Below are 25,849 nucleotides of genomic sequence, written 5' to 3' on the forward strand. Positions count from 1 at the left end.
ACCCCTGTATATGAAAATTCGATTTTTGATACCCGCGATGTTTATGTTAGCGGTGGTAGCCTCCAGCTGTGTAAGCAGCAAAAAATATAAAGATCTGCAAGCCAGTTACGATAAGCTGGACAGCAATACCCGCGACCTTCGCGGTAAATACTTACTTACCGAACGCAACTTTGCCGTTGCCCAGGACCGTGTAAAAAGCCTGGATGACCAACTGGCCTCTGAACGCTCAAACAACAAGCAGTTACAATCCGCCCTTGACAAGTGCTTAACCTCAAGCGGGCAGGGTAACGTAAATATTTCTAAACTGGTTGATGAGATCAATAGCTCTAACCGGTACATACAGCAACTGGTGAACGCTAAAAACAAAAGCGATTCGCTTAACATGGTGTTAACCAATAACCTTACACGCTCGTTAAGTCAGTCGGAAATGCAGGATGTTGATGTTAAAGTGTTAAAAGGCGTGGTGTATATTTCACTGGCCGATAATATGCTTTACAAATCGGGCAGTTACGAGATCTCTGACAAATCAGGCGAAACACTGAGCAAAATAGCCAAGATCATTAAAGATTACAGCAACTATGATGTGCTGATAGAAGGTAATACCGATAATGTGCCAATCTCTCAGAAAAACATTCGCAATAACTGGGACCTGAGTGCCCTTAGGGCGGCATCGGTTGTTATGGCCCTGCAAACCACTTACCAGGTTGACCCTAAACGCTTAACCGCTGGTGGCCGTGGCGAGTACAACCCAATTGCCGACAACAGTACACCGTCCGGTAAATCGCAAAACAGGCGTACACAAATTATCATCACGCCAAAACTGGATCAGTTTATGGATTTGATAGGTAAAGCGCCTGAGACAACACCGGCAAAACAATAATAAAACAACATTTTATACAGGCGGCCTGTTCAGGTCGCCTTTTTTGTTGCCATAACTTTTGTAATGATGTATTACCTTTAGCTGTAATGAGTGATGAATTAACAGCCATCCTATCCGAAATCAGATATGATATCCAAAACATACACGACGATGCGAATATTTGCCTGGATACTCATTTTAACGACCGCGCCAAAGCCATTGATCTTATTGATTTCCATATCATCGACCGCATAGACGCCTTACTACCCGGCGCAACGGATGCGGAACTTGAAAAACTAAAACAGTGTGCCGAAAAAGCAAAATACCGGCTGGAAGAAACAGACAGGCGCTTATTTAAGGCGCTTAGGGAACAGATCCGTTCCGGTAATTATGCTGAAGGGACTTTTAAAAAGATGATCTGTAACTACTGCGGCGGGGACTTTAGTCCGCCAAATAAGGTTGGGTACGATACCCTGGATCTTTTTATAAACGGGTTGCTATTTCACCGCCACCCGCCCCAGGCAACCGTAGAACGCGAACAAGAAATGGTGTTTTACCAGCAAACCCCTGCAAGGATAATTTTAGAGCTGGCAGAGCGTGCCCGGCTAATGCCCGGTGATATTTTTTTTGATATCGGCTCGGGCCTTGGGCTGGTGCCCATCCTGGTAAACTTGTTATCCGGCGCCAAAACAACAGGGGTTGAATGTGAGCCGGCTTATTGTGATTACGCAACCACCTGTGCATCAAAACTAAACCTCGCCAACGTCGCTTTTATTAATACACAAGCGCAAATCGGCGATTATACCGGTGGTACCGTATTTTTTATGTACACCCCTTTTGGAGGTGCGATGATGCAGCAAATGCTGGAGGTGTTGAAAAAAGAATCGCTTAAAAGAACCATACGTATTTTTACTTACGGTCCATGTTCGCCCATTATTGCGCGGCAAAGCTGGCTAAGGTGTATTAATGGACCGGCAGAGGATGCCTATATCCTTTATGAATTTAAAAGCCGCGATGGCAATACTCCAACCATCGCCCCTATATCCGGCACTATTTAGGTATATTCGAGATTTTATCAATCGTTAAAATGATGCGACCAACATTTATTATTGTATTGCTGCTATGTTTTTGTATCCTGTGCACGAATTATGGATGCCAGAATACGGCGGGCAAGAAACAAGTTAAAGCACCTTTAAGCCATGCCGACACGCTTATTAAAGGTAATTTTAACGCCGCGCCACAGCTTAAGTTTGACAGTACCGCAATAACCGATTTTTTAAAAGCGCACCCCAACTTAAATGGTTTCGCAGCCGAATACGCCAAGTTTTACCGTATCAACAAATACCACTATGTGTGGTATGATAGCAAGGGATTGACAGAATCGGCCGGCAACCTCATTAACCATGTTAGCATTCAGCAAAACGACGGTATATTAAAGGAGATACCTTATAAAGAGGCTCTTTTAAAAATGACTGAAAGTTCTCAGTCGGGCAAAGATAAAACACCATCTATCACCACCGAGTTGATGCTGACCGGGCAGTATTTTAACTATGCTAAAAATGTATGGGGTGGTGCCGAGGCTGATAAAGCAACCGATATGGGGTGGTATTTGCCACGTAAAAAACTTTCGTACACGGATTTGCTGGCGCACAACCTTAAAAGCGATGCAGGCAGCATAGAGCAGGTTGCGGTAATACCGCAGTATATGATGCTAAAAAAGGCTCTTAACCATTATCAGCAAGTTGAAAAATCGGGGCCGGATATCCTTTTACCTTCAAAAAGCCCGCTTAATATATTGTCGCCTGGCGATACCTCTGCATTGTTTGTTCAACTAAAAAACAGGCTCAGGCAGCTTGGCGATTCGACGGTTAATTTTTCAAACGTTTACGATACGCTGCTTATCAATGCTGTTATGCATTTTAAAGACCGGCATGGCCTTAAACCTGATGGGAAAATAACCAGCGCTTTTTTGAAACAGATAAATGTGCCGTTACATCAGCGTATTAACCAAATAATTGTAAACCTGGAGCGAATGCGCTGGATACCGGCAGACGACCACGGTAGTGAATTTCTGCTGGTTAATATCCCCGAATTTAAACTACACTATTATATAAACAACAGCCCCGAATGGGCCTGTAGCGTAGTAGTTGGGAAATCAATGACCAAAACTGTAATATTTAGCGGGCACCTGCAATACATTGTGTTTAGCCCGTATTGGTATATCCCGCCCAGCATCATTCAAAAAGAAGTTAAACCAGGCATTACACGCAACCCAAACTACCTGGCTAATCACCACATGGAATGGAATGGCGGCAATGTAAGACAGCTGCCCGGTAAAGAAAATTCGTTAGGGTTGGTGAAATTCATCTTCCCAAACTCCAATAACATCTATTTGCACGATACTCCATCCAAATCGCTTTTTAATGAGGATGTACGGGCTTTTAGCCACGGCTGTATCAGGGTAGAGAAACCCGAAGAGTTAGCGGAACGGCTATTAAAACAAAACCCCCGCTGGACCCCGCAAAAAATTCGCGCTGCAATGAACCGTGGTGTAGAGCAAACGGTTGTATTAAAACAAAAGATCCCCGTTTATATAGGTTATTTTACAGCATTTGTTGACCATAATGGGGCCCTTAATTTCAGGGATGATATTTATCAGCGGGATGAACCCCTTTTAAAAATGCTGATGAAACCATAGTGCCCTGGCTTATTCTGAAAAAACGTGTTGTTCTGCATTTATCAATTCAACAAAGTCGCGGGTACTTGCAAACGGGTAGCCTTTGCTTTGTGCCCATCTGATAAACCTTGAAATGCGGTCAACGTATGATATCCCGGAATTATTAATGATGTACCGGGGCAGGCCAAATTTATTGTTCTGATCCAGATCTGTAAATTCCCATGGATGAAAATACAGGTTTAGATAACCATCTTTTTTATACGTAGCCGATGCCAGCCATTTGATAAGTGGAAGGGGAAGGTTGTGAAAGCTTAACCAAAAAAGAGGGATACGTATTACCGGTGATACAGATGCGGGAAGCTCCAGTAGCTGATGATGGTGATACCAGGTCCTGGGGTCGCTGAAATTATTATACCTGCCCGGCAGCCAGGTAGGATTGGTAGACGAGTTATAGCTATACCCAGCCGTTATTAATTCATCAGGTCTTACCGGCATCATCCGGGGCATCCTAAACCCATTTACCTGGGTTCCGGATAACTCTTCCAGCTTCAATTTAGACCGCAACAGATCTTCTGTTGCAAACGCCGAATGAAAAAAGCCATGCGAAGCTATTTCATGCCCTTCATTTACAATCTGTGAAATAACCTCTGGGCGATGAACAGCATAGTTAGCCGTACAATAAAATGTTGCCTTAACTCCCGTAGACCGCAAAATATCCAGTACGGCGACAGCCCCCTCTGTAGAAACCGAAAGCTGCTCCTCAAAACTGATATTAATGCCATATTCGGCCGGTAAATCAAACTCTTCTAAATCAAAACCCAGTAAGATCATTGGTTATGCGGATAATTCTTCAGGTATACCAAGCAAATTGGTTGTACGTACAATATAATTGGGGCGTTGTTTTGCCTGCATAAATAATTTACCCAGGTACATGCCTATAATGCCCAATACAAATAACTGTAACCCTCCAAAAAAAGCGACGGTAGCAATAAGTGAGGCCCACCCGGAAACCGCTATTAAACCAAAAAAATGACTTATAAGTATATAAGGAATATATAAAAGGGATGAAAGCGAAAAAATAAGGCCTATAAACGTGGCCGCATATAAAGGGCGTACGCTAAAAGACATTGTACTATTAAGCGCTAATTTAAACAACTTGTAAATTGAATAACTTGCCTCGCCGGAAAATCGCGCGGCCGGAGTATATGGTATTCCTTTCTGTTTAAAGCCAACCCATTTTATCATGCCCCTGAAAAAGATATCGTACTCGTTTATCTGTTTCAGCTCCGCAACAACTTTTTTATCTATCAGCCTGAAATCGGCAATGCCATCTTCCATCTGAATTTCAGACAGCATATTAACGCCCTTATAAAATAGTTTAGATGCCACCTTCTGAAATGATTTAACATGCTCGTTTGCCTTTTCGCGATAGGTATAAACAACGTCGTAGCCGCTTTCCCAAAGCCTTATCATTTCAATTATTAAACGTGGCGGGTGCTGCATATCAGCATCAATTGTAATAACGGCATCGCCATTGGCAAACTCGATACCCGCTTGCAGCGCTCGGTCTTTCCCGAAATTTCTGGACAGTTCAATAAAATAAACATGATGATGCATTTCGTGCTGCACCTTTATTTCATTTAAAGTATTATCGGTACTGCCGTCGTCAACAAAAATACACTCGTAAGTATAGTTAATATCGCTAAAAAGCTTTTGAAGCTCACTAACCATATAACTGATATTACGCTCTTCATTATGAGCAGGGATAATTATAGAGATCTTACGCATAGGGGTATTGATGATGTAAAGATACCACTGTAATTTAAATGTTACAAGCACAAGGCTGCGTAACTAAAACATTACAACGAACGGACAAATCACAACAAAAACGTTACAATTAAAGTATTACGTAACTATACGGGCATATATAACAATCAAATGGTTATTTTTCTTCTTTATCTTGGTTGATAACAATGTGTTGATGAGTTGATGAAACGCTATTGAACAACTTCCGGGCTTCCTTCGTCAGAAAATTTAGCGGTAAGGGTTTCGTATATAATTTTTAGCCATATCAGCAGGCATGGTAACGCTTTTAATTTATAAGGCCGGATATAAGTGACACTGATATTTTTTATAAAAACATCGGCAAACGGAAAGCTTGTAATTACGATTGCAAAAACCAATAGAGAAATCTCCAGAATAGTAACCGGGCGGTTTACATTCATAAACCAGATGGCAACTCCGCTAAAAGCAATGATGTACGTAGCCGATTCGGCCGAACTGCTGAATATGACGGTGAAAATTAACACCGAAGCGAGGATGAGCAACTGATACCTGGCCGACTTAAAATACTTTATCCTTATATAAGATAAGGCGAACAGAAACATAGCCGGAGCTATAACATATATGCTTTGAAACCCGGGAATATTAAAAACCCGGCGAATGATCCCCATTACAGAAATATCCTGCATGTCAGACCCTGCATTTTCCGCATTTTTCGCCACCAGGTCATGGTACCATGCCGAATATGTTTTTAATATGAATTCGGGCGAAGATATAGCCATTGGCAATACAAATAACACTACCGACCAAAAAACAAGACTGGCTATTAATTTCAGCTTATGATCAGAAAAGAAAAAGAATGCCAAGCCAACTATCCCGTATAATTTGGTAAATGTTCCTAATGCTATCATTAGTGCAGCCCAAAAGTCTTTTTCTTTCCTGATAAAATAAAAGCTGAATATAATTAGCGCGGTGATGATGGGATTAAACTGAAAAAAAATTGATGAAGCGATTATCTCATTAGCGCACAACAGCATAATAATGAGATAACCATTATTCTTAATTGGCAACACCTGGAAGGCTTTGAACAATATAAAAACATTAAACAGTACCCAAAGCATTGCCCCAACGCCATCGGGCAATAAAGCAAATGGGGCTATAATCAGCGAGAAAACCGGCCCGTAATGATTGCGGTCATAATAATATTCGGGCTGTGGGGTATACAGGCTCTGCTGGTGTATTACATTTAAAAAATTATGCTTAAAAATAAGGTAGTTATTGGGTGGCTGATGGCTTATTAACCCGCGCAATACAATAAAGAGCCCTATTCCAAACCAAATGGTATATACAAATCGTTTATTGTAAATTAATTTGTTGAGGCCTTGTTTTACACCTGGGAGATAGGTTTTTATACTACTTGCTTTAAACATGGTTTAGGGGTATTTGACATGTGCGTTTTTTGCTAAAGAACGGGCAAATTTAGGATATATGGTAATATAGTACATCCTACAGGCTAAACAGCAAGGCCCTCTAAAGTATATATTTAGAAGGCCTTATTGTTTATTGAGTATCGCTTGTTGTCGGGATGGCAGGATTCGAACCTGCGGCCTCCACATCCCAAATGTGGCGCGATACCGGGCTACGCTACATCCCGAAAGGGTTGCAAATGTAACTTTATAAAAAGTATTGTCAAGGGGAAAATTAAATCTTATAAAATTAACCTCCGATGTTTACGCCTGATAGGTTAAAATCCTGGTCAACGTCAACTATTATCGTGTGACCCCAAAACAGATCATTGTCGTTAAAATATATTTCAAAGCTTCCCTCAGAAAATGCCAGTACACCTTTAAATTCAATGGTTTGCATAAAGGCCTCTTCACTAACAGGCGCTTCATTTTCTTCCAGCCACTCGCTATTTTTATCTTCGATAAGCGCATTTGCTGCAAACTGCTTTACCTGGTTGAGGTTGCTGTTTAGCCAGTTATTTATTTGCGTTGCTAAATGGGCGGCCTTTTCCAGGTCATCTGTATCAAAATCAACCAGGGTGATTTCGTATTGCCCGTGATTATAAGTAAGAGTACCTGTAAAGTTACTGGTTTCAGCATTGAAGTTTAAATTCATACTTTGGATAGGTGTTTAGTTGTTTTTGTCGGGATGGCGGGATTCGAACCCACGACCTCCAGCACCCCATGATTGCCGTATATCGTCTTAATTGTTGTTAAATTGATTAATAAACGCTGTATTTTCGCTTTGTTCCTTTCGAGGGGTAAACAAAGAGGTAAACAATTTAAATTTACTAATCTGTTTTGTGTTTTCCATATCTGTTTTAGTTTAGTGAATGAATGATTATGATGCCCATACAGGCGTAAGGAAAAACTAAATGCAAGGAGGAATGGAATAAGGTAGTACAAGGGCTTGTGTTTATACTGGAAATTCCTTGCCTTGTGTTGTTCCTAGTGCCTAACTTTGCCAAATAATCATCTTCACTCACTTAACTTATTCTTACACTCTTCTAACTGCTGTTTTAGCTTTGCATTCTCCTTTTCAAGTGCTGCGTTATCCATCGCCGTTAGGAACGCTTTATAACTTCCGTAAGTATCCAACTCTCTTAAGAAGGGTAGTATTATTCCATAAACATCATGGGGGCTGTCCTTAACGGTTATAACGTGTTCAAACGTTTGATTTAATCTGAGTTCACAGATGTCAATGTACACTTATCGGTTTTACTATAGATGTCCCACATTATTCTACCAGCGTCTAAAAGCTGAAATCCACCGACCGTTAAAAACTTAGGTTCTCCATCATCAGATACAAACTTAAACTTGTATTGTCGTCTACCATCGGATGTGCTTTCTGCTAATAGTTCAATTCTTGGTATCTTCGAAAGATACCCTAAGTTATTATCCCCAATCCAATTACCCTCTGGAAAGAAACCTATATAAGTCATATGATAAATAATCAAATGCTAATATAGTTATACTTGCACAAACCCATTGTAAAAGTTTAGAACATGCAGCCACCAGGCTTATTATCACCAAACGAATCATCGGTTTTTTCGAGCCTTGTTAACACTTTTTCCTATAACCCGTTTAGGCCAAGGCAGGTTTCTCAATTTGCTGTGACATGTTGAAGTCGGGATGGCGGTTCGAGTGTGTTCTTTTTGTTTAAGATGAGCCTCAAACAATTCAAAGCTAAATACCTCTTTCCCTTCATCGAACCCCTTTAGTATTGATTGGGCTTCGGTTAGCTTTGTTTGTAGAATGGCATTGCACTCTTTATAGGATAAATGCGCCTTTCGAAATTTGCCTAATCCATTGTCCTCTATTTCTGCCGACTTCCAGTCCTCGGCCTTACATCGAAACTTTAAAGTTTGATTAGTAACAAGCATACTTATTGAGTAGTATTTGCTTAATCGATCGTGAGTTAACCTTAAGGCAACGGCAAACTCATTGTTTGATAACCGTTGTTTTGTTTTAAGTACAATTGCTAATGTAGCCATAATAGGGGTTGTTATGACAGTTTAAAGGTCAACAATCAGCAAAAAAGCATATTCAATCGGTTATCAAATCCTTTCAAATATGCTCTCTTTCTGTTACTTTTTCCGTCGGGATGGCGGGATTCGAACCCACGACCTCCAGCACCCCATGCTGGCGCGATACCGGGCTACGCTACATCCCGAAAAACTTCGGTTACAAATATAATAATGGGAATTAATTCGGCAAGGATTGAATATTGATTGCAGAATAAATCACATATATGTTTTTGTATAACGGCAGGCCCTTCGGGAAGCGCCTGCCGTTATCGTATACGGTTTGATTCTGAAAAACAACTTGAGCAAATCTTTGAATTATATCGTAAATAACGAATACAAACAACAAAAATTTACGCTATTGCGCGGATAAACAACAAATTATAATTAATCAATGTTTAAAGTAGCTGTAAGACCAAATGCATAAGCCGTACAATTTGCAGATGTCGGTTCACCCAAATCATCCTTGTTATATTCTGTCCAACTGTTGGCAGATGAAGGGAAGGATTGTTGTACCAGATTACCAAAGCCCCCTTGTGTATCCGTTACTGACACGCCTCCTCCTAAAATGAAATAACCTTCTCCCAATGAAGTAGTTTGATTGCCGTGATTGCTGTTGGTCCCAGTCGAAATAATGCCCGAAGATGTAAGGACTAAAGCTGTATTATTACTTTTTATACCTATTGCATAAACCGTTAATGTTACACCGGATGCCGCCTGTTCATAGTCAGAATGAGTGGCCGACCATGAATTATTGCCGGATGGATAACTAGCCATTATGAACTTTAAATAACCTCCGGTTATTGAAGCTTGAATGCCTCCACCGGCAATTAAATAATCCGTATCTATTGAGGCGGTAGCCTGATCCATGCCCGGGCCCGAATTGGTGCCTTGTGCTGTGGTCATCTGTACTCCCAATAAGCCTTCATCGATACCATAACTTGGATCGTATATGGCAATTGCATAAGCCGTTAAATAATTGCTGGAAGAGGCCAGTGTTGCTATATCGTGCGAGCTTACCGACCAGCTGTTTATATTGCTGCTAACATTATTTGTTTGAGGATAAGAACTTACCAAAAAGCTGCTTACGTTGCTTTCCAGATAAGCACCTCCGCCAATAATTCTGAAATTCGCATCATTTGCTACTGCCTGTGTATTAACCAATGTTCCTCCCATGAGTGGTGTTTTGGCTGTAAATATGGTGGGGTAATTAATGCTTTGTGCCAATATTACAAGATGGATATACTCTTTTAAAATTTTTTGAGCATTCCCTGTTGTAAGTTTCCAGATCTCTATGGCTTCTGTAATGCCATACGAAGTATTATCAGTGCAGGTATCGGCCCAGGCTATAAGTGTGTCAGAATTTGTTAAATCTATAGCTGCGGCCATATTACTATCTCCTCCCGATGTATATATCGATTTTTGGAGCGTGGATAAGGCGCTGTTATTTACCAAATTTTCAGCAGCTGTAGCTACTGCGCTAATGCTAATCGCTCCTGAATAGGCTGCTGATACAGATTGCGACATTTCCAGCTGACTTTGGTAGCTATTGGTTTGCGCTTCGGATTTTAATTGAATGCAACCACCCAAATTTAATCCAAGTACAAGATGTGTACCATAAGTTCCGGTAAACATTTTTGCATCGCTAAGAGAGCTGATGCCATCAAGAGCGATACAAAGCTCGGTTTGTAAACAGGCTCTTATTGCGGCAATATCTGCTGGTTTATAAAATGTCACTGTACCACAATTTATAGTTGCATTATAGCTGCTATTGAAATTAGTGGAGGCCTCATAGGTTTTAGAATCGACGCTTGCTTTTACAGATCCGGAATAGAAGCCATAACTTCCCTTAATACCCACGGCTGCAGCAAACTCGGTATAAGATGATTGGGATGATTCAAGCTCATTATAATAAGAAACGAAGGATTCATTAACCGTTTGAATGTTTACCTCGTCATCAGTTAAGGTCGCTTTTAAATAATTGGAAAGATAGCTGAGCACTAAGTTTGGTTGCTCGGCAATAATAGGGTTAAACACATTAAAGGATTGCAGCACAAAATTGATAGGTGTTGATGCTGTAGCCTGCTTGGTGAGCGATGGCCCGTTTGTGGGTGTGATACTTTCTGTTGTCATGTTAGCTTATTGGTTTAGGTATTGCGAAATTAATGCCTGTTTAAATATAATAACAGGGTGAATTTCCCCTTTTGCATAAAGCTACATCCCGAAAATTTCGGTTATAAATATAATAATGGGAATTAATTCGGCAAGGCCTTCTGCAATATCACGCCGTAACAAACGCCACCGTACCAACCGCGTTTATTTGCTGCATATCGTGCAATAAGGTAAGCGAAACCGGGTCTTTTGAATTTACCTTTTGAATAGAGATCCTAATGCTGTCGTTCTCCCCATCTGCTGATGAGATCCGTACTTCGTTGACGACGATCTGATGTTTCTGCAGCACATCTTCTATACTTTTCATATCTATTTGGTTGCGGGCAACCGTTAGGGTAATACCAGTGTATTTGTTGTGGTTAAACAGCCTGCGCTCAATTGGTTTTATGGCCGCTAATATGATGAATACAATAATTGTGGCTATTGTTGCCGGCAGGTATAAGCCCCCGCCTACTGCAAGGCCAATGGCTGCAACCGTCCATAAACCGGCGGCGGTGGTAAGGCCTTTTACAATTTCACTTTTCATAAACAAAATAGTGCCCGCCCCCAAAAAGCCAATCCCGCTGATGACCTGTGCCGCCACGCGTGATGGATCGAGCATGATGCCGGGTTTATTCAGCACATCGCCAAAACCATCCATAGATACGATCATGGCCAGTGTAGAACCCACGCAAACCAGCATGTGTGTACGCAACCCGGCGGCCCAGTCGCGGCGCTGCCTTTCCAACCCAATAATACTGCCCAGCAATGATGCCAGTGCAAGGCGCATCACAATTTCAGATAATGGTATCATAGCATTGGTTATAAAATGTAACTGCTAATGTATGTTATTTAAACACCAATATTTTAAAACTACCCATTTTTGGGTATTGCCGACGGATTTTTATTGGGGTATTTTTGAACATACAATAAATTATCCTAAACCTTAACACAATTATTTATGCGTTTAAAAGCACTTTTTATTACTGCGCTATTAGCCACAACAGCTGCCTTTGTTGCTTGCGAAAAGGAAGATGATGATGACGATTTTGAAGAGGTAAGCGGCATTTGCGCTGATGCATATAAGCATATAGACGATGCACAGCTTGATGCTTTTTGTGGAGCGGCCTATGCCTACCGCTGCCTTGACGAGAAGCCCTTATCCAGCCAGCAGGTGCAGGCCGTTTGCGCCCAGTACGATGATTTAAAGGAGCCTGGTGTTGCTGCCTGCGGATATTGTAAGTAATGTTTATGGCCGGCGGATTTAAATTACCCACCGGCCATTTTACCCCCTAAACCATTTCAATTGAAGATCAACAAAATATCCGAATCGGGCGTAAACCAGGTGCTTGGCATTGTGCAGATAGTTTTTATGATATTACTACTGGCTTATGTTTATAACCTGAATACGCAGCTTACCCGCATCAATAAAAAGCTATCGGCCATTTCTAATACCGGTACAAAAACACCCGGGACTATAAAAATAAACCCTGATAGTCGATCGCCAACCATGGGTACAGGAACAGCAACGGTAACCATGACCATCTTTTCTGATTTTGAGTGTAGCTTTTGTAAGGTTTTTGCCACGGACATTTTCCCCCGGCTAAAAAAGCAATATGTAGATAAGGGCCTTATGCAGGTAAATTTCAGGCACCTGCCTTTGGCTATCCATAAAAACGCATTGATGGCCGCAGAAGCGTCTGCCTGCATTAACGAACAGGGGAAATTCTGGGACCTGCACGACTATCTTTTTAAAAACCAGGAAAAGCTAAACAATAACCTTATCAATAACTGGGCGAGTGATAATAACATAGATACCGCGAAACTCGCAGGCTGTATCATCAACCACACCTATAAAACCAAAGTTGATAAAGATATAGATGAGGCGAATAGTGCAGGCATCCAGGGTACGCCGGCAATCATTATTAACGGGCGGATGGTTATGGGCGCAAAACCGTTTGAGTATTTTGCAGAGGTGATAGACAAGGAAATAGCAAAAACGCCCGGGCGTACAGCGGCAGAAACCTGCAACTAAACCAAATCGAACGCGCGTGCATACTGCATCAGTTCGTAGGTGGTGGCTTTTAACTTTTGTTTGATGTTTTTGCGGTGTGTTTCGGCGGTTGTTACCGATATATACAGCGCGTTCGCAATTTCGGCGGCGCTTTTCCCCGAGGCTACCTGTGTAAGCACTTCTTTCTCGCGTTTGGTTAACTTTGAGAATTTCTCATAATTCTGCCTTAAGAAGTTATTTTCCAGCAACAGGCGTTCGGCTTTAGCTGTCATGTGGTGCATGGCATCAATAGGCACAGCTATAGTTATGGTTAAACTTGGTTTACCCGCCCCATCCCGCATAAATATCTTAACGCTCGACATGTGCCAGTTCCATTCATCACTGCCCGGAAAACGAACCTGCTGAAAAAAGGTTACGAGCTCGTCATCGTTGTTCCTTTCCAGCAGCGCCAGTATTTTGGGCACATAATCTTCCGCGTCTTCCTGGTTAAAATATTTTTTGTAGTAATCGCCTGATGAAAGCGCTGTTATTTCTTCCTGCGTAGATTGTAGTAACTCAAGCCCCCTGTTAGACATGTACACCACCGACCAATCGCGTAAATCATGTATAATAACAGCGCATGGCAGGCTGTTAAAGGCGGCCGCGTATTCTTCAATCAAGGGTACAAATTGCCTGGGGAAGCGTTCTTTATTTAACATGTACTAATGTAGATGTTTAAAACCCTGCAGCAACCCGTTATTTAACGGTATTTATTGGGTTAAACCGCTTGCATATGCTGCTCTTCAACAGCCATTACGTTGTGTTGTTGTTTCAGCTTGTCTTTACGCAGGTAACGTATATGCATCAGGCCGATAAGCAGGGCGGCTATACCTTCGCACAAAATGGTATCGGGGGCGCCTATCCATTTAGATACCGAACCCACCAGCAACCCGCCAAGCGGCTGCAGGCCAAAAAATGCCATCGCGTAAAAGCTTATCACCCGGCCACGCATGTTGGGCTCAACCGTGGTTTGTATCAGGGTATTGCTGATGGTGATCTGCGACATCATCCCGAAACCCGCAATAGTTGCAAAAACCAGCGCCAGCCAATAGGTGTTCTCGTGCGAAAACAGCACAAGCCCTACACCAAACACCAGCGTGTTAATACTCAGTATCTTTTTAAGGTTACTGCCTGCGTGCAGCGATGCCAGGAATATTGCCCCGGTAAAAGCGCCAAGGCCTATCACACTATCAATAACCCCGAAGGTGGTGGCGTTGCCTTTAAAAACTTCGCGGGCGTAATAAGGTATCAATGTACTGAATGGCAAAACCAGTAAGCTAATGAGCCCCAGCATCATAATTACATAGGATATGGATGGTGTGGCCTTTAAGTAAGCTAACCCTTCCCTCAATTCGCCAAAAACGTTTTTGGTGTGGGGTTGCTTTACATATTTTGGCAAGGTCATCAGCAATAACGACCCGATAACCGCAATGAAACTTGCCGCATTAAGGGCAAAGCAAACACCATCGCCCCAGTACTCTAATATGAACCCGGCAATCCCCGGCCCTATCAGCCTGGACAAGTTTACCATTGATGAATTAAGGGCAAGCGCGTTGGGCAGATCTTTCTTGTCCTCTATCATTTCATACACCAGCGATTGCCTGGCCGGCACATCAAACGCGTTTATTATTCCCAGCATCACACTCAGGGCCAGTATTTCCCAAACAGCGTAATGCTTCATCAATATCAGCACCGCTAAAATGGTTGCCTGTATCATAGATGCCACCTGTGTAGTAAGCAAAACCCGGAAACGGTTATACCTGTCTGATACCACTCCGCCAAAAAGCGACAATAAAAAAGATGGGAACTGGCTGGCGAACAAAGTTAGCCCCAGCATAAAAGTAGAATGTGTAAGTGTATAGATAACCCAGCTTACAGCTGTTTTTTGCATCCAGGTGCCAATAAGCGATACGGATTGACCTGCGAAATATAAACGATAGTTACGGCTGCGAAAGGCTTGAAATGTGCTTATATTCATTATGTATTAATCCAACGACAAAAATCGTCCCTGAATTGTTTTTATACACAGTTGTAATAATTAAATTACCTGATAATTGCATTTGAGTGTTATAAAGAGCCATAATTTAGGTGGATATTGCCCTTTGCACGTATTAATTAACAGTTTATTTTCGTTTATTGCGTATGTTGTAGCTTAACCCTGATATGACTTCTGCCGAAAACTATGATCTGTTGATCGAAAAGATCAACACTTTCATCCGTAAGTACCATTATAACAACCTGCTGCGCGGGCTGATATTTTTGGGCGTAGGCTTGTTTTCGGCCTATGTGGTTATTACGTTGAGCGAGTATTTTGGCAACTTTAGTACAACTCTGCGCACTATCCTTTTCTACTTCTTCATCCTGCTTAACTTAGCACTGTTTGTTTGGCTGATATTGCCGCCTTTATTGGCACAGTTAAAACTGGGCAAAACCCTCAAGCATGATCAGGCCGCCGAGATAATAGGCCGGCATTTTAATGATGTACACGATAAACTGCTGAACACCCTTCAGCTAAAAAAACAGGTTAATGAGAATGCCGCCCACCGCGAATTGATAGAGGCCAGCATCAACCAAAAAATAGAGACACTAAAGCCGGTAAGCTTCCCATCGGCAGTTAACATCCGCGAGAATAGTAAATACCTGAAGTGGGTTATCCCACCTGCCGCCATCATTTGTATCATTGCTTTCGCTGCGCCATCCGTATTAACAGAGAGCACCAAAAGGCTTATCCATCATAACCAATATTTTGCGCCGGTTGCCCCTTTTCAATTTGTACTACTGAACAAAAATCTTTCGGCCGTACAGGGTGAAGATTATAAAATTGATTTGAAACTAACAGGCGACAAGCTGCCCGCCGACGTTTATGTAGAAACAGCCAATACTACCTTTAAGCTTGATAAAGAGAACACCAGCCGTTTTCATTACCTGTTTACAAACCTGCAGCAAAACACATCGTTCAGGCTTTTGGGCAATGGTTTTGCATCGGCACCATACGAGATAAAGGTTAACCTTAAGCCCGTACTATTGCATTTTGATGCCGAACTGAATTACCCGGCCTATCTGCATAAAAAAAACGAGACCGTAGCCAACGCCGGCGACCTGACCCTCCCCGCCGGCACAACCGTTAACTGGAAATTCTATACCCAAAACGCCACAGCTCTGTTATTTAAGCTCGATGGTAACAATACAACGATACAGCCCTCCGGCAAGGATACATACGAACACCGCGAGCGGATCCTTAAAAGCACTGCCTATAACGTTAGTCCGCTAAACAACACGATTAAACGAAGCGATTCGGCTGCTTATCGGATAACCGTTGTTGCAGATGAGGCCCCTGCCATTGAAGTGCAGGAAAAGCCCGACTCGGTAAGCATGAAAGCCTTTTACTTTAACGGCCGAATACAGGACGATCATGGCTTTTCCTCACTGAGCTTTCATTACAAAGTTGGCGGCAATGGCGCCGAACGGTCGGTTAATAAACCGGTAAAGGCCGATCTGGCCGCCACACAGTCGGATTTCTTTTACTTCTGGAACCTGAAAGAACTTGGCATAAAACCCGGAGATGCTGTAACCTATTATTTTGAAGTTGCCGATAACGATGCTGTGAATGGCCCAAAAACAGCCCGTACCCCCGAGCGCACATTAAACATCCCGGATGCGGCGCAACTAGCCGAACAGTTAAACGCGGGCTCGCAGGCGGTGAAGGATAAGATGCGCTCGGCAGTAAAAATGGCGGCGCAGATAGAGAAAAGCGCGCAGAAACTGGCCGAATCATTATTGGATAAAAACACCCTCTCGTTCGATGAAAAGAAACAGGTGGAAGACCTGCTGCAAAAGCGTAAAGAGCTGGAAGATTTTGTAAAGGATATACAGGCCGATAACAAAAAGAACCTTTACAACCGCCAGGAAAACCAGCAGCAAACGCAGGAATTGATAGACATGCAAAAACAGATTGAAAACCTGTTCAATAACGTGCTTGACCAAAAGACCAAAGAGATGCTGCAAAAACTACAGCAACTGCTGCAGGAAAACCAGAAAGATAGCACCCGCGATGAGCTATCTAAAATGCAGATGGATAATAAATCGCTGAAGAAAGAACTGGACCGCATACTGGAACTTTACAAAAAGCTTGATTTTGAGCAAAAGCTAAATCAAAACATCAACCAGCTAAACCAGCTGGCCGAAGAGCAAAAAAAATTGGCCGAACAAACCCAAAAAGCGGGAGACAATAACAAAGACGCGCAGCAGCAGCAAAAGCTAAACCAGCAGTTTGATGATATTAAGAAATCGTTAGACGACCTGCAAAAAGAGAACGAAAAAGGCGGCAACAAGCAGGACTTTAAAAACCCGGAAGCTGATAAGCAGGCGATTGACGAGCAGATGAAGCAAAGCGAGGACGCCTTAAAAAAGAACAACCGCCCGCAGGCATCAAAGGCGCAGCAACAGGCCGCGCAAAAAATGAAACAAATGGCCCAAAAAATGCAGCAGGATGATGCTGATGGCCAGGAAAGCGATAATGCTGTTGATGCGCGCCAGCTACGTGAATTATTAAAGTCGCTGGTGAACAGTTCATTCACACAAGAAAAAATAATGCAGCAATTACGCGTCACTAACCCAACCGACCCGGGCTACATCGCGTTAGCCCAAAAACAAAAAGACGTTAAAGACAATTTAAAAACGGCTGAGGATAGCCTGTATTCGTTAAGCCGTCGTATCCCCCAGATCCAGTCGACCGTTAATAAAGAAATTAGCGGAATTAACGAGCAGATAGATCAATCGCTTGAGAATTTAGGTGAGCGAAAAACGCCCGAGGCTATGCGGAACCAGCAATTTGCCATGACCAGCATGAACAATTTGGCATTGCTATTGAGTGAAGCGCTTGACCAGTTGCAAAAACAGCAAAGTAAAGCCGGTAAGGGCAAAGGGAAACAACCATCTTTATCGCAGCTAAGCAAAATGCAGCAGCAACTTAACCAAAATATGCAAAAAGCGCGCGAGCAAATGCAGAAGACAGGCAACCCGCAGCCGGGAAAAACAGGACAGCAGGGCGCCAGCGAACAATTTGCTAAAATGGCCCGCGAGCAACAAATGATAAGACAATCCTTACAACAAATAAACAAGGAGAACAATAAAGACGGGACGAACGGCTTGGGCGATTTGGATAAAATTGCAAAAGAAATGGAACAAACTGAGAACGATCTCGTAAACAAGAAAATTACAAATGAAGCGTTAAACAGGCAGCAGCAAATACATTCGCGTTTGCTGGAGGCCGAAAAGGCGGAACAAGAGCGGGAGCAGGACCAAAAGAGAGAGAGCCGCGCGGCAGGCAATATGCCGCTGGGGTATATTAAAGCTTTGCAGGATTATGAGCAGGTTAAGTCAAAGCAAACGGAACAGATAAGAACAGTACCTGCGGCGCTAAACTTATATTACAGGCAAAAAATTAAAAAGTACTTTGATCAACTTAATGGAAAATGATATGGCACAGGCAAATGTTCAAACGGCTGAACTTTATACATTACAACTTCCCTCAAAGCACGAAAGCATAACACAGCTGGAGAATTTGATTGAGACCGTAGCGGATAAATACCAGGTTGGTGAAGATACTTTTGCCAACATGATGACCTGCCTTAACGAGGCCGTTATTAACGCTATAATTCACGGAAATAAACTTGACCCCAACAAAACGGTTTTTGTTAACGTGGAGGCAGACAGCAAACGAATTATCTGGACCATTACCGACGAGGGTGAGGGTTTCGACTATAATAACCTGGCAGACCCAACAGCTGCCGACCGCCTGGAGGAACTTACCGGCCGTGGCGTTTTTATATTAAAACACCTGGCAGACCAGTGCATATTTAATGCAAAAGGAAACGAGGTTGAACTACATTTTAAGATCTAATGCCCGCAATTACTTTTCACGAGGAAGACATCAGCTATAAGCTAAAGAACAAAACAGCGGTACGTAAATGGATAACCGATACCATTATTGCCGAGGGTTATAAACTAAGCGAGCTTACCTATATTTTTTGTACGGACGAATACCTGCTGCAAATAAACCGGCAGTATCTTAACCACGATACCTATACCGATATCATCACCTTTGATAATTCGGAGGAAGAGGGGCTTATTGTGGGCGATATTTTTATCTCGATAGAGCGCATCCGCGAGAACGCCGGTAAATTTAATGTTACAGATGCTGATGAGTTGCACCGCGTTTTGATACATGGTGCGCTTCATTTACTGGGTTACGGGGATAAATCGCCTGCTGATAAGAAAAAAATGACATCAAAAGAAGATTTCTATTTGGATAAAAGAGGTTTTTAATCCCTAATTTTACATCTGTTAGGCAACCATCTTCGTAAATCATTCGTACCAATTTAAAAACATGAAATTACTTACATTAATATGCGCCATGATGTTTATTACATCTGCGCCATCAACAGTTTATACATTTAAACTGAAAACCATTGACGGTAAAGATTTTTCGCTGGCCAAATACAAAGGCAAAAAACTGCTTATTGTAAATACGGCATCAAAATGCGGTTTTACCCCACAATATGCTGAATTGCAAAAACTTGCAGATCAGTACAAGGACAAGGTTGTGGTTGTGGGTTTCCCTGCAAATAACTTTGGCGGCCAGGAACCGGGAACCAACAGCGAAGTAAAAGAGTTTTGCCAGAAAAACTTTGGCGTTACCTTCCCGCTAAGCTCAAAGGTGAGTGTTAAGGGCGATGATATAGACCCCTTATTTAAATACCTGACCAGCGAGCCAAACCCCGATTTTACAGGCGAGATCAAATGGAACTTCGAAAAGTTTCTGATTGATGAGAATGGTAAGCTGATACACCGCTACCGCTCAACTACAAAACCATTATCTGAAGATATAACCAAAGAATTATAATAAAAAGGGAGGCTAAATAGCCTCCCTTTTTTGTTCTTATATCGTGCGGTTGTTACATTAGTAGGCAAGCAACAACACTACGTGATGAAAGCTCGCGGAAGCCAGCTAATTAATTATCATCCTTCTTCTTAGCTGCATCTTTAGCTGCTTTCTCCTTTGCTTCCTGGGCTTTCTCTTTCGCCTCTTTTATTTTCTTAAGCGAATCTTGTTTAGCTTTTTCCTTCTTTTTAAAGAAGCCCCTTAACAAAAAGTTATGTTGGGCAGCCTTCAAATCCTCATTTAGCGTAGCTGTAGTAGCATGTACACCCTTCATGGTGGTTTTAGCCTGCTTTACGGTACCTTCCAAATCCCGTGCTATTTTATCGTTGTTTAACAGGCGGCCTATACTTCCTTTACCGCTATTTACTTTCGCAACAATTTCCGACAGATCACTGGTAAGGCTTTCGGCGTTATCGGCAACTTTGGTAAGTTTGGTGATGATCTTATCCACATCAACCGGGTTAACAGCCTCAAGTTGATTGCCCTCCTGTACCTCAGTTTGGCTTTTAATACCGCCCGGTGCAATTACAATTAGTTTATCGCCCATTAAACCATCGCTGCCAATGCTCATTTTTGAATCGGTTTTAATGAACTTTTTAACAGAGTTGTTCAATGTCAGGTCAACCCGTACCGAGCTATCTGTTACAATATTAATGGCCTCAACCACCCCTACATTTATCCCGGCAAAACGCACATTGTTACCAACGGTAAGGCCGCTTACATTTTTAAAGGTACCGTATACTCTGAAGGTAGAGCTGAACAGACTTTTTTGGTTCCCGATGTAAAATACTGCCAGGAACAATACAACAAGGCCTACTATAGTAAATGCCCCGATCTTTATTTTTTGTGATGATGTGGTTTTCATGTTGTTTCGTTAAAAAATGACCTTACCAATTCGTCGTCCGATTTTTTGAGCTCATCAAACGAGCCTTCGGCTATATATGTACCCTCATTCATGATCACAACACGGTCGGCGGTAATTTTTGCGCATTCCATATCGTGGGTTATAATGATGGCTGATGTTTTATATTTCTTTTGCATATCCAGGATCAACTCGCTTATCTCGCGCGAGGTGATGGGGTCCAGCCCGGTGGTAGGCTCGTCATACAGCATAATTTCAGGCCGTACAATCATCGTTCTGGCCAACCCGGCACGTTTACGCATCCCGCCCGACAAATCTGACGGTAGCTTATCTATCGCGTCAGTAAGGCCTACTCCTTCAAGGGCTTCCTCTACCCTTTTATCAAGTTCGGCCTGGTCGGTTATTTTCAGGATCCGCGTAAGCGGGAATTCAAGGTTATCCCTAACGGTCATGGAATCATACAAGGCCCCGCTCTGAAACAGGAACCCTACTTTGGTACGCAATTCCTTTAGCTGCTCGTCGTTCATCTGGGCAACATCGTCGCCAAAAACCTTAACTGTTCCATTATCAGGCGTAAGCAAACCAACAATACATTGGATAGTAACTGATTTGCCCTGGCCCGATTTACCAAGCACCACCACATTCTCACCGCGTTTTAGCTGCAGGTTAATGTCCTTCAGGACTTCTTTTGTGCCAAATGATTTTGAGATATGGTCGATATCCACCACTATCTCGTTTTTATCAAGCTTCTTATTTTCTTCGGTATGTTTTTTTTCTGTTTCCATGTTTTACCTGTAAAATAATAAGCTGGTTATCTGTACAGCAACGGCATCAATCACAAAAATCCATAAGGATGCGGTAACCACCGCTGAATTTGCTGCAATACCCACGCTTTCGGTGCCTTTGTTTGAATTATAGCCTTTATAGCACCCTACAAAGCCAATAGCAAAGCCAAAAAATATAGTTTTAACCAGCGCCGGGAAAAGATCTATAAACTCAAGCGATGAGATACATTTATGAAAATATAGGGAGAAGCTGATATCATCGGTAAAGTTTAACGCCAGGAACCCTCCAAACAAGCCTATTGCGTCGCCGATAATGGTAAGCAGCGGGATCATTAAACTGGTGGCAATAATGCGGGTAACTACCAGGTATTGCAGCGGGTTTGCGCCCGATACTTCCATGGCATCAATTTGCTCGGTAACCTTCATGCTGCCCAGTTCGGCACCAATGCCTGATGCTACCTTACCGGCGCAGATAATGGCGATGATAACAGGCCCTATTTCGCGTATAAAAGATACTGCAAGCGTTTTAGGGAGCATACTTTCGGCCCCCATTTGTAACATGGATGGCCTAAGCTGCAGGATGAGTACCAGCCCCATAATAAATGAGGTGATACCTACCAACATCATGGAGCGGTAGCCGATCTCGTAGCACTGGCGCACAAACTCCGACCACTCAAAACCGCCCCTAAAAATATTGCGAAAAAAGCTTTTGAAGAACACACCTTGTTCCCCTACGCTTTCCAGCCATCTTTTATATCCGGTAATTGCCTGTTCTGCCATAAGTTATTTATTACTTGCCAGTTATAAACAAACTATTGGTAAAAAGTTTTTATTACCGGAATTTTATTTTGCTAAAGCTTATAACATCGGTACTTCTATGATCAATAATTTGCTTTCGCTGTTTGTTTCTATCGCGAAGCTGTCTGTATCGTAAACGCCAATAGCATCCCTTTTGTTTAATGTATGGCCAGCTATGTTCACATCTCCCTCTAAAACAAACACATAAGCACCGTTTCCGGGGGTTTTTATGGCGTAATTTAACTGCTGCCCCGCATCAAAATTGCCTTGCGAAAAGGTGGTATCCTGGTTTAACCAAAGGGTTTCGTCGCTTTTTAACGGCGATATTAGCGTTGTGAACCGGTTCTGTATAAACTTATCGCCAAAGTTCTTTTGATCGTACCGGGGCTCTATATTCCTTACCTTCGGGAAGATCCAGATCTGCAGGGATAAAGTATCTTCGGTTTTTGAAGGGTTATATTCTGAATGGAACACACCCGTACCCGCCGACATAACCTGCACATCGCCGGCTTTAATAATGCCCTTATTGCCCATGCTGTCCTGGTGTTCTAACGCGCCTTGTAATACAATGGTAGTAATTTCCATATTATCATGCGGGTGGCTGCCAAAGCCGTTATCGCGGGCAATAAAATCGTCATTTAACACCCTTAAAGCGCCAAAATTCGTCCTTTTTTCGTCCCGAAACGGCCCAAAACTGAATGAAAAGTTCGCTTTTAGCCAACCTATATCGTTATACCCTCTTTCGCCTGCGGCGTGAAATACTGTCTTCATTTAATGCTTATTAATAGTAAAATACTTATTGTGTAATTAAATACATGTTTAAACACGCAATATTTATTCCACAATTTAATTATGCGTATTTTTGCGCGTTGAAACCAACCATAATGGCATATAAAGCAATTATAGCAGGCGCAAGCGGCCTAATTGGCAGTAATTTGGTTAACATTTTACTGGAAGCGCCGCAATATTCTGAGGTTTTAGCCATAGTTAGGAAAAAGATGCCCATTCAGCATAAAAAGCTTGTGCAACTGGTAGTCAATTTTGATGAGCTGGATAAACATGCAGAGCCTATAAATGGCCATGCCGTTTTTAGTTGCCTTGGTACCACTAAAAGCCAAACACCGGATGAACAGCAATACCGGAAGATTGACCATGATTATCCTTTTCAATTGGCACAATTAGCCAAACAAAATGGCGTTGAACAGTTTCATGTGGTATCATCCATTGGGGCAAACAAAAACTCATCAACCTTTTACCTGAAATTAAAGGGTGAGCTGGAAGATGATTTAAAAAACCTTGGGTTAAAAACCCTGCACATTTATCAGCCATCCATGCTGATGGGTGAGCGCAATAGAAACCATTGGGCAGAGAAATTAGCGACAGGCCTTTTCAAGGTAATTGACCCATTGCTGATAGGCGGCTTAAAAAAGTACAGGAGCATTAAGGGCAGCACAGTTGCCCAAGCCATGTTCAAAAAATCATTAGAAAGTGCAACGGGCACTTTTATATATACATCAGATAAAATACATACTATTTAGTGAGCACTTATATCTCGGCCGAAAATTTAGGCCACTCTTTTCATGATAACTGGTTGTTTAAAAACCTCACTATTGGCATTAACCGCGGCCGCAGGGTTGCGCTTGTTGGTGTTAATGGCGCAGGAAAGTCTACCTTGTTAAAAATCCTTTCCGGTTCGTTAAAGCCAACCGAGGGCAAAGTTGCGCAGGCACGCGACCTGAATGTTGGTTACCTGGAGCAGGACCCCTACTTTAAAGAAGCTGTTACCATCAGTGATTATATTTTCCATGCTGATAATATCCAGCAACAGCTGATCCGCCGTTACGAGGAGTTGTTAGAGAACGACCCCGAGAATATGAAGGAGATGGATAAAGTGATGGAGGAAATGAGCGAGATTGATGCATGGGAATATGAGTATAAAATAAAAACTATTTTAGGAAGGCTTGACATACATCACCTTAACCAGCACATTAGCACGCTATCAGGCGGGCAGAAGAAACGTTTAGCTTTAGCTAAACTATTAATTGAGGACCCTGAAATTTATATTTTAGATGAGCCTACCAATCACCTTGATATTGATACTATTGAGTGGCTTGAAAAATTACTGACCGAAGGCAGCAAAACTATTTTGATGGTTACGCACGACAGGTACTTCCTGGATAATGTTTGTAACGAAATTTTAGAGATAGACCGCGGTAAAATAATACCTTATGTAGGTAACTACGGTTACTACCTTGAGAAAAAAGCAGAACGTGAAGCATCTGATGAGGCGACGTTCCAAAAAAACTCGAACTTGTTACGTAAGGAGCTGGAGTGGATGCGCAGGCAGCCCAAGGCCCGTGGTACTAAATCAAAATCGCGGATAGACGCATTTTATGATCTGGAGGCCAAAACAAAAGATCGCGGAGCTAAAGAAAATGTTGAGCTAAGCGTTAAGGTATCACGCCAGGGGAATAAGATCATGGAGATGCATGGCATCAGCAAGGGTTTTAACGGCAATACCTATATAAAAAACTTTAGCTACACCTTTAAAAAAGGCGACCGTATTGGCTTAGCCGGAAAAAATGGCAGCGGTAAGTCTACCCTGTTAAATTTGATCACCGGGGGCTTACAGCCAGATAGTGGTGAAATTGTAAAAGGAGAAACAACCGTTATTGGTTATTTTAACCAGGCCGGGCTAAGCTTTAAAGAAGATGAGCGGGTTATTGATATTGTAAAGAACGTTGCTGAGTTTATAACGATGGCCGATGGAAAGCTGATCTCGGCTTCCGCATTGCTTACTTTATTCCTGTTCCCTCCTGCCAAGCAATACGGCATGGTATCAAAACTTAGTGGCGGCGAAAAGAAACGACTGCACCTGATGAGTATCCTGATCAAGAACCCAAACTTTTTGATCCTGGATGAGCCTACTAACGATTTAGATATTGACACGCTGAATGTACTGGAAGAGTTTTTGACTAACTTCCCAGGCATCCTGATCATGGTATCGCACGACAGGTACTTGCTGGATAAACTAACCGACCAGCTTTTTATTATGGAAGGCGAAGGGAAAGTTTTGATCTATAATGGCAACTACTCATCATACCGCATTGAGCTGGAAGAGAGCAAACAATTAAATAAAAAAGCCGCTGCTGCCCCGGCCCCGGTTCAGACGGAAGCTCCTAAAAAAGCGAAGCTGAGTTTTAAAGAAGAGAAAGAGTTTGAAGGGTTGGAAAAAGAAATAGCAGATATTGAGACCAAGCTAAGGGAAACAACTGAAGCTTTAAATACCATTAATATCGACCCTAAAGAGTTAACAAAGCTAACGGATAAAATAGCTTACTTAAACAAACAGCTTGATGCGAAGTCGGCTCGCTGGATAGAATTAGGTGAGCTAAAAGACGCGTAAGACT

At 42.4% G+C, this 25,849-nt stretch carries 24 protein-coding genes and 2 tRNA genes; 11 read left to right on the forward strand and 15 right to left on the reverse strand.

The window, feature by feature from the left end; genetic code table 11:
• Positions 1 to 10 precede the first annotated feature (10 nt).
• The 3 genes from IDJ75_RS08480 (at position 11) to IDJ75_RS08490 (ending at position 3,557) form a co-directional block, all read left to right on the forward strand.
• Positions 11 to 880 carry an OmpA/MotB family protein gene (locus IDJ75_RS08480; RefSeq protein ID WP_191175198.1) on the forward strand — a complete coding sequence of 290 codons (870 nt, stop codon included), beginning with the start codon at positions 11 to 13 and terminating at the stop codon, positions 878 to 880.
• 86 nt (positions 881 to 966) lie between these two features.
• On the forward strand, positions 967 to 1,917 hold the full coding sequence (locus IDJ75_RS08485; RefSeq protein WP_191175199.1) for a hypothetical protein: 951 nt from the start codon (positions 967 to 969) through the stop codon (positions 1,915 to 1,917).
• A 29-nt stretch (positions 1,918 to 1,946) separates the two neighbouring features.
• Complete coding sequence (locus IDJ75_RS08490; RefSeq protein ID WP_191175200.1) at positions 1,947 to 3,557, forward strand: L,D-transpeptidase family protein; 1,611 nt, start codon at positions 1,947 to 1,949, stop codon at positions 3,555 to 3,557.
• A 9-nt stretch (positions 3,558 to 3,566) separates the two neighbouring features.
• On the opposite strand, the gene IDJ75_RS08495 is transcribed toward IDJ75_RS08490, so the two are convergent.
• The 9 genes from IDJ75_RS08495 to IDJ75_RS08535 form a co-directional block, all read right to left on the reverse strand.
• Entirely contained in the window at positions 3,567 to 4,367 is an 801-nt protein-coding gene (locus tag IDJ75_RS08495; RefSeq protein WP_191175201.1) for a polysaccharide deacetylase family protein, read from the reverse strand.
• A 3-nt stretch (positions 4,368 to 4,370) separates the two neighbouring features.
• Positions 4,371 to 5,324: a glycosyltransferase family 2 protein gene (locus IDJ75_RS08500; RefSeq protein WP_191175202.1), complete on the reverse strand. Its 954-nt coding sequence runs from the start codon at positions 5,322 to 5,324 to the stop codon at positions 4,371 to 4,373.
• Between the two features lie 209 nt (positions 5,325 to 5,533).
• Entirely contained in the window at positions 5,534 to 6,748 is a 1,215-nt protein-coding gene (locus IDJ75_RS08505; protein WP_191175203.1) for a glycosyltransferase family 87 protein, read from the reverse strand.
• A gap of 150 nt (positions 6,749 to 6,898) precedes the next feature.
• Positions 6,899 to 6,972: transfer RNA gene (locus IDJ75_RS08510), tRNA-Pro, on the reverse strand.
• A gap of 62 nt (positions 6,973 to 7,034) precedes the next feature.
• On the reverse strand, positions 7,035 to 7,439 hold the full coding sequence (locus IDJ75_RS08515; RefSeq protein WP_191175204.1) for a DUF2262 domain-containing protein: 405 nt from the start codon (positions 7,437 to 7,439) through the stop codon (positions 7,035 to 7,037).
• A 922-nt stretch (positions 7,440 to 8,361) separates the two neighbouring features.
• Positions 8,362 to 8,817: a hypothetical protein gene (locus IDJ75_RS08520; RefSeq protein ID WP_191175205.1), complete on the reverse strand. Its 456-nt coding sequence runs from the start codon at positions 8,815 to 8,817 to the stop codon at positions 8,362 to 8,364.
• 105 nt (positions 8,818 to 8,922) lie between these two features.
• A tRNA-Pro gene (locus IDJ75_RS08525) sits at positions 8,923 to 8,996 on the reverse strand.
• Positions 8,997 to 9,234: 238 nt separating this feature from the next.
• Positions 9,235 to 10,884: an MAC/perforin domain-containing protein gene (locus IDJ75_RS08530; protein ID WP_191175206.1), complete on the reverse strand. Its 1,650-nt coding sequence runs from the start codon at positions 10,882 to 10,884 to the stop codon at positions 9,235 to 9,237.
• A 244-nt stretch (positions 10,885 to 11,128) separates the two neighbouring features.
• On the reverse strand, positions 11,129 to 11,812 hold the full coding sequence (locus IDJ75_RS08535) for an MgtC/SapB family protein (RefSeq protein WP_191175207.1): 684 nt from the start codon (positions 11,810 to 11,812) through the stop codon (positions 11,129 to 11,131).
• A gap of 147 nt (positions 11,813 to 11,959) precedes the next feature.
• Here IDJ75_RS08535 and IDJ75_RS08540 point away from each other — a divergent pair, with 147 nt between their 5' ends.
• Entirely contained in the window at positions 11,960 to 12,244 is a 285-nt protein-coding gene (locus IDJ75_RS08540) for a hypothetical protein (protein WP_191175208.1), read from the forward strand.
• Between the two features lie 60 nt (positions 12,245 to 12,304).
• Entirely contained in the window at positions 12,305 to 13,033 is a 729-nt protein-coding gene (locus IDJ75_RS08545; protein WP_191175209.1) for a DsbA family protein, read from the forward strand.
• Here the strand turns inward: IDJ75_RS08545 and IDJ75_RS08550 are convergent.
• Positions 13,030 to 13,710, reverse strand: a complete 681-nt coding sequence (locus tag IDJ75_RS08550; RefSeq protein ID WP_224746546.1) for a response regulator transcription factor — start codon at positions 13,708 to 13,710, stop codon at positions 13,030 to 13,032. The genes IDJ75_RS08545 and IDJ75_RS08550 overlap by 4 nt on opposite strands.
• A gap of 59 nt (positions 13,711 to 13,769) precedes the next feature.
• Entirely contained in the window at positions 13,770 to 15,029 is a 1,260-nt protein-coding gene (locus IDJ75_RS08555; RefSeq protein WP_191175210.1) for an MFS transporter, read from the reverse strand.
• A 185-nt stretch (positions 15,030 to 15,214) separates the two neighbouring features.
• Between IDJ75_RS08555 and IDJ75_RS08560 the strand changes: the two genes are divergently transcribed.
• From IDJ75_RS08560 to IDJ75_RS08575, 4 genes are all read left to right on the forward strand, one after another.
• Positions 15,215 to 18,529, forward strand: coding sequence for a DUF4175 family protein (locus IDJ75_RS08560; RefSeq protein ID WP_191175211.1), 3,315 nt, complete (start codon positions 15,215 to 15,217; stop codon positions 18,527 to 18,529).
• Positions 18,519 to 18,953, forward strand: coding sequence for an ATP-binding protein (locus IDJ75_RS08565; RefSeq protein ID WP_224746547.1), 435 nt, complete (start codon positions 18,519 to 18,521; stop codon positions 18,951 to 18,953). The genes IDJ75_RS08560 and IDJ75_RS08565 overlap by 11 nt, the downstream gene beginning before the upstream one ends.
• Positions 18,953 to 19,378, forward strand: coding sequence for an rRNA maturation RNase YbeY (gene ybeY / locus IDJ75_RS08570; protein WP_191175212.1), 426 nt, complete (start codon positions 18,953 to 18,955; stop codon positions 19,376 to 19,378). The genes IDJ75_RS08565 and ybeY overlap by 1 nt, the downstream gene beginning before the upstream one ends.
• 61 nt (positions 19,379 to 19,439) lie before the next feature.
• Positions 19,440 to 19,955 (forward strand): glutathione peroxidase, encoded by a 516-nt coding sequence (locus tag IDJ75_RS08575; RefSeq protein ID WP_191175213.1) that lies wholly within the window; start codon positions 19,440 to 19,442, stop codon positions 19,953 to 19,955.
• A 109-nt stretch (positions 19,956 to 20,064) separates the two neighbouring features.
• Here IDJ75_RS08575 and IDJ75_RS08580 read toward each other — a convergent pair whose 3' ends face one another.
• The 4 genes from IDJ75_RS08580 to IDJ75_RS08595 form a co-directional block, all read right to left on the reverse strand.
• Positions 20,065 to 20,859 carry an MlaD family protein gene (locus IDJ75_RS08580; protein WP_191175214.1) on the reverse strand — a complete coding sequence of 265 codons (795 nt, stop codon included), beginning with the start codon at positions 20,857 to 20,859 and terminating at the stop codon, positions 20,065 to 20,067.
• Entirely contained in the window at positions 20,856 to 21,641 is a 786-nt protein-coding gene (locus IDJ75_RS08585; protein ID WP_191175215.1) for an ABC transporter ATP-binding protein, read from the reverse strand. The genes IDJ75_RS08580 and IDJ75_RS08585 overlap by 4 nt, the downstream gene beginning before the upstream one ends.
• 3 nt (positions 21,642 to 21,644) lie before the next feature.
• Positions 21,645 to 22,421, reverse strand: coding sequence for an MlaE family ABC transporter permease (locus IDJ75_RS08590; RefSeq protein WP_191175216.1), 777 nt, complete (start codon positions 22,419 to 22,421; stop codon positions 21,645 to 21,647).
• Between the two features lie 78 nt (positions 22,422 to 22,499).
• Positions 22,500 to 23,210 carry a pirin family protein gene (locus tag IDJ75_RS08595; RefSeq protein ID WP_191175217.1) on the reverse strand — a complete coding sequence of 237 codons (711 nt, stop codon included), beginning with the start codon at positions 23,208 to 23,210 and terminating at the stop codon, positions 22,500 to 22,502.
• 113 nt (positions 23,211 to 23,323) lie between these two features.
• Here IDJ75_RS08595 and IDJ75_RS08600 point away from each other — a divergent pair, with 113 nt between their 5' ends.
• Together IDJ75_RS08600 and IDJ75_RS08605 are read left to right on the forward strand one after the other, a co-directional pair.
• On the forward strand, positions 23,324 to 23,977 hold the full coding sequence (locus tag IDJ75_RS08600) for an oxidoreductase (protein ID WP_191175218.1): 654 nt from the start codon (positions 23,324 to 23,326) through the stop codon (positions 23,975 to 23,977).
• Complete coding sequence (locus IDJ75_RS08605) at positions 23,977 to 25,845, forward strand: ABC-F family ATP-binding cassette domain-containing protein (protein WP_191175219.1); 1,869 nt, start codon at positions 23,977 to 23,979, stop codon at positions 25,843 to 25,845. The genes IDJ75_RS08600 and IDJ75_RS08605 overlap by 1 nt, the downstream gene beginning before the upstream one ends.
• The last annotated feature ends 4 nt before the right edge of the window (positions 25,846 to 25,849 follow it).

The organism is Mucilaginibacter rigui (assembly GCF_014773275.1).
In the GTDB taxonomy this organism is placed as follows: domain Bacteria; phylum Bacteroidota; class Bacteroidia; order Sphingobacteriales; family Sphingobacteriaceae; genus Mucilaginibacter; species Mucilaginibacter rigui_A.

Excerpts from the sequence above, each read along its gene's own strand:
- IDJ75_RS08560 (WP_191175211.1), top strand. The coding sequence starts at position 15,215 with ATGACTTCTGCCGAAAACTATGATCTGTTGATCGAAAAGATCAACACT.
- IDJ75_RS08535 (WP_191175207.1), bottom strand. The coding sequence starts at position 11,812 with ATGATACCATTATCTGAAATTGTGATGCGCCTTGCACTGGCATCATTG.
- IDJ75_RS08595 (WP_191175217.1), bottom strand. The coding sequence starts at position 23,210 with ATGAAGACAGTATTTCACGCCGCAGGCGAAAGAGGGTATAACGATATA.
- IDJ75_RS08485 (WP_191175199.1), top strand. The coding sequence starts at position 967 with ATGAGTGATGAATTAACAGCCATCCTATCCGAAATCAGATATGATATC.
- IDJ75_RS08550 (WP_224746546.1), bottom strand. The coding sequence starts at position 13,710 with ATGTTAAATAAAGAACGCTTCCCCAGGCAATTTGTACCCTTGATTGAA.
- IDJ75_RS08555 (WP_191175210.1), bottom strand. The coding sequence starts at position 15,029 with ATGAATATAAGCACATTTCAAGCCTTTCGCAGCCGTAACTATCGTTTA.
- IDJ75_RS08565 (WP_224746547.1), top strand. The coding sequence starts at position 18,519 with ATGGAAAATGATATGGCACAGGCAAATGTTCAAACGGCTGAACTTTAT.
- IDJ75_RS08575 (WP_191175213.1), top strand. The coding sequence starts at position 19,440 with ATGAAATTACTTACATTAATATGCGCCATGATGTTTATTACATCTGCG.
- ybeY (WP_191175212.1), top strand. The coding sequence starts at position 18,953 with ATGCCCGCAATTACTTTTCACGAGGAAGACATCAGCTATAAGCTAAAG.
- IDJ75_RS08505 (WP_191175203.1), bottom strand. The coding sequence starts at position 6,748 with ATGTTTAAAGCAAGTAGTATAAAAACCTATCTCCCAGGTGTAAAACAA.
- IDJ75_RS08520 (WP_191175205.1), bottom strand. The coding sequence starts at position 8,817 with ATGGCTACATTAGCAATTGTACTTAAAACAAAACAACGGTTATCAAAC.
- IDJ75_RS08495 (WP_191175201.1), bottom strand. The coding sequence starts at position 4,367 with ATGATCTTACTGGGTTTTGATTTAGAAGAGTTTGATTTACCGGCCGAA.
- IDJ75_RS08515 (WP_191175204.1), bottom strand. The coding sequence starts at position 7,439 with ATGAATTTAAACTTCAATGCTGAAACCAGTAACTTTACAGGTACTCTT.
- IDJ75_RS08580 (WP_191175214.1), bottom strand. The coding sequence starts at position 20,859 with ATGAAAACCACATCATCACAAAAAATAAAGATCGGGGCATTTACTATA.
- IDJ75_RS08600 (WP_191175218.1), top strand. The coding sequence starts at position 23,324 with ATGGCATATAAAGCAATTATAGCAGGCGCAAGCGGCCTAATTGGCAGT.
- IDJ75_RS08585 (WP_191175215.1), bottom strand. The coding sequence starts at position 21,641 with ATGGAAACAGAAAAAAAACATACCGAAGAAAATAAGAAGCTTGATAAA.
- IDJ75_RS08500 (WP_191175202.1), bottom strand. The coding sequence starts at position 5,324 with ATGCGTAAGATCTCTATAATTATCCCTGCTCATAATGAAGAGCGTAAT.
- IDJ75_RS08590 (WP_191175216.1), bottom strand. The coding sequence starts at position 22,421 with ATGGCAGAACAGGCAATTACCGGATATAAAAGATGGCTGGAAAGCGTA.
- IDJ75_RS08480 (WP_191175198.1), top strand. The coding sequence starts at position 11 with ATGAAAATTCGATTTTTGATACCCGCGATGTTTATGTTAGCGGTGGTA.
- IDJ75_RS08540 (WP_191175208.1), top strand. The coding sequence starts at position 11,960 with ATGCGTTTAAAAGCACTTTTTATTACTGCGCTATTAGCCACAACAGCT.
- IDJ75_RS08490 (WP_191175200.1), top strand. The coding sequence starts at position 1,947 with ATGATGCGACCAACATTTATTATTGTATTGCTGCTATGTTTTTGTATC.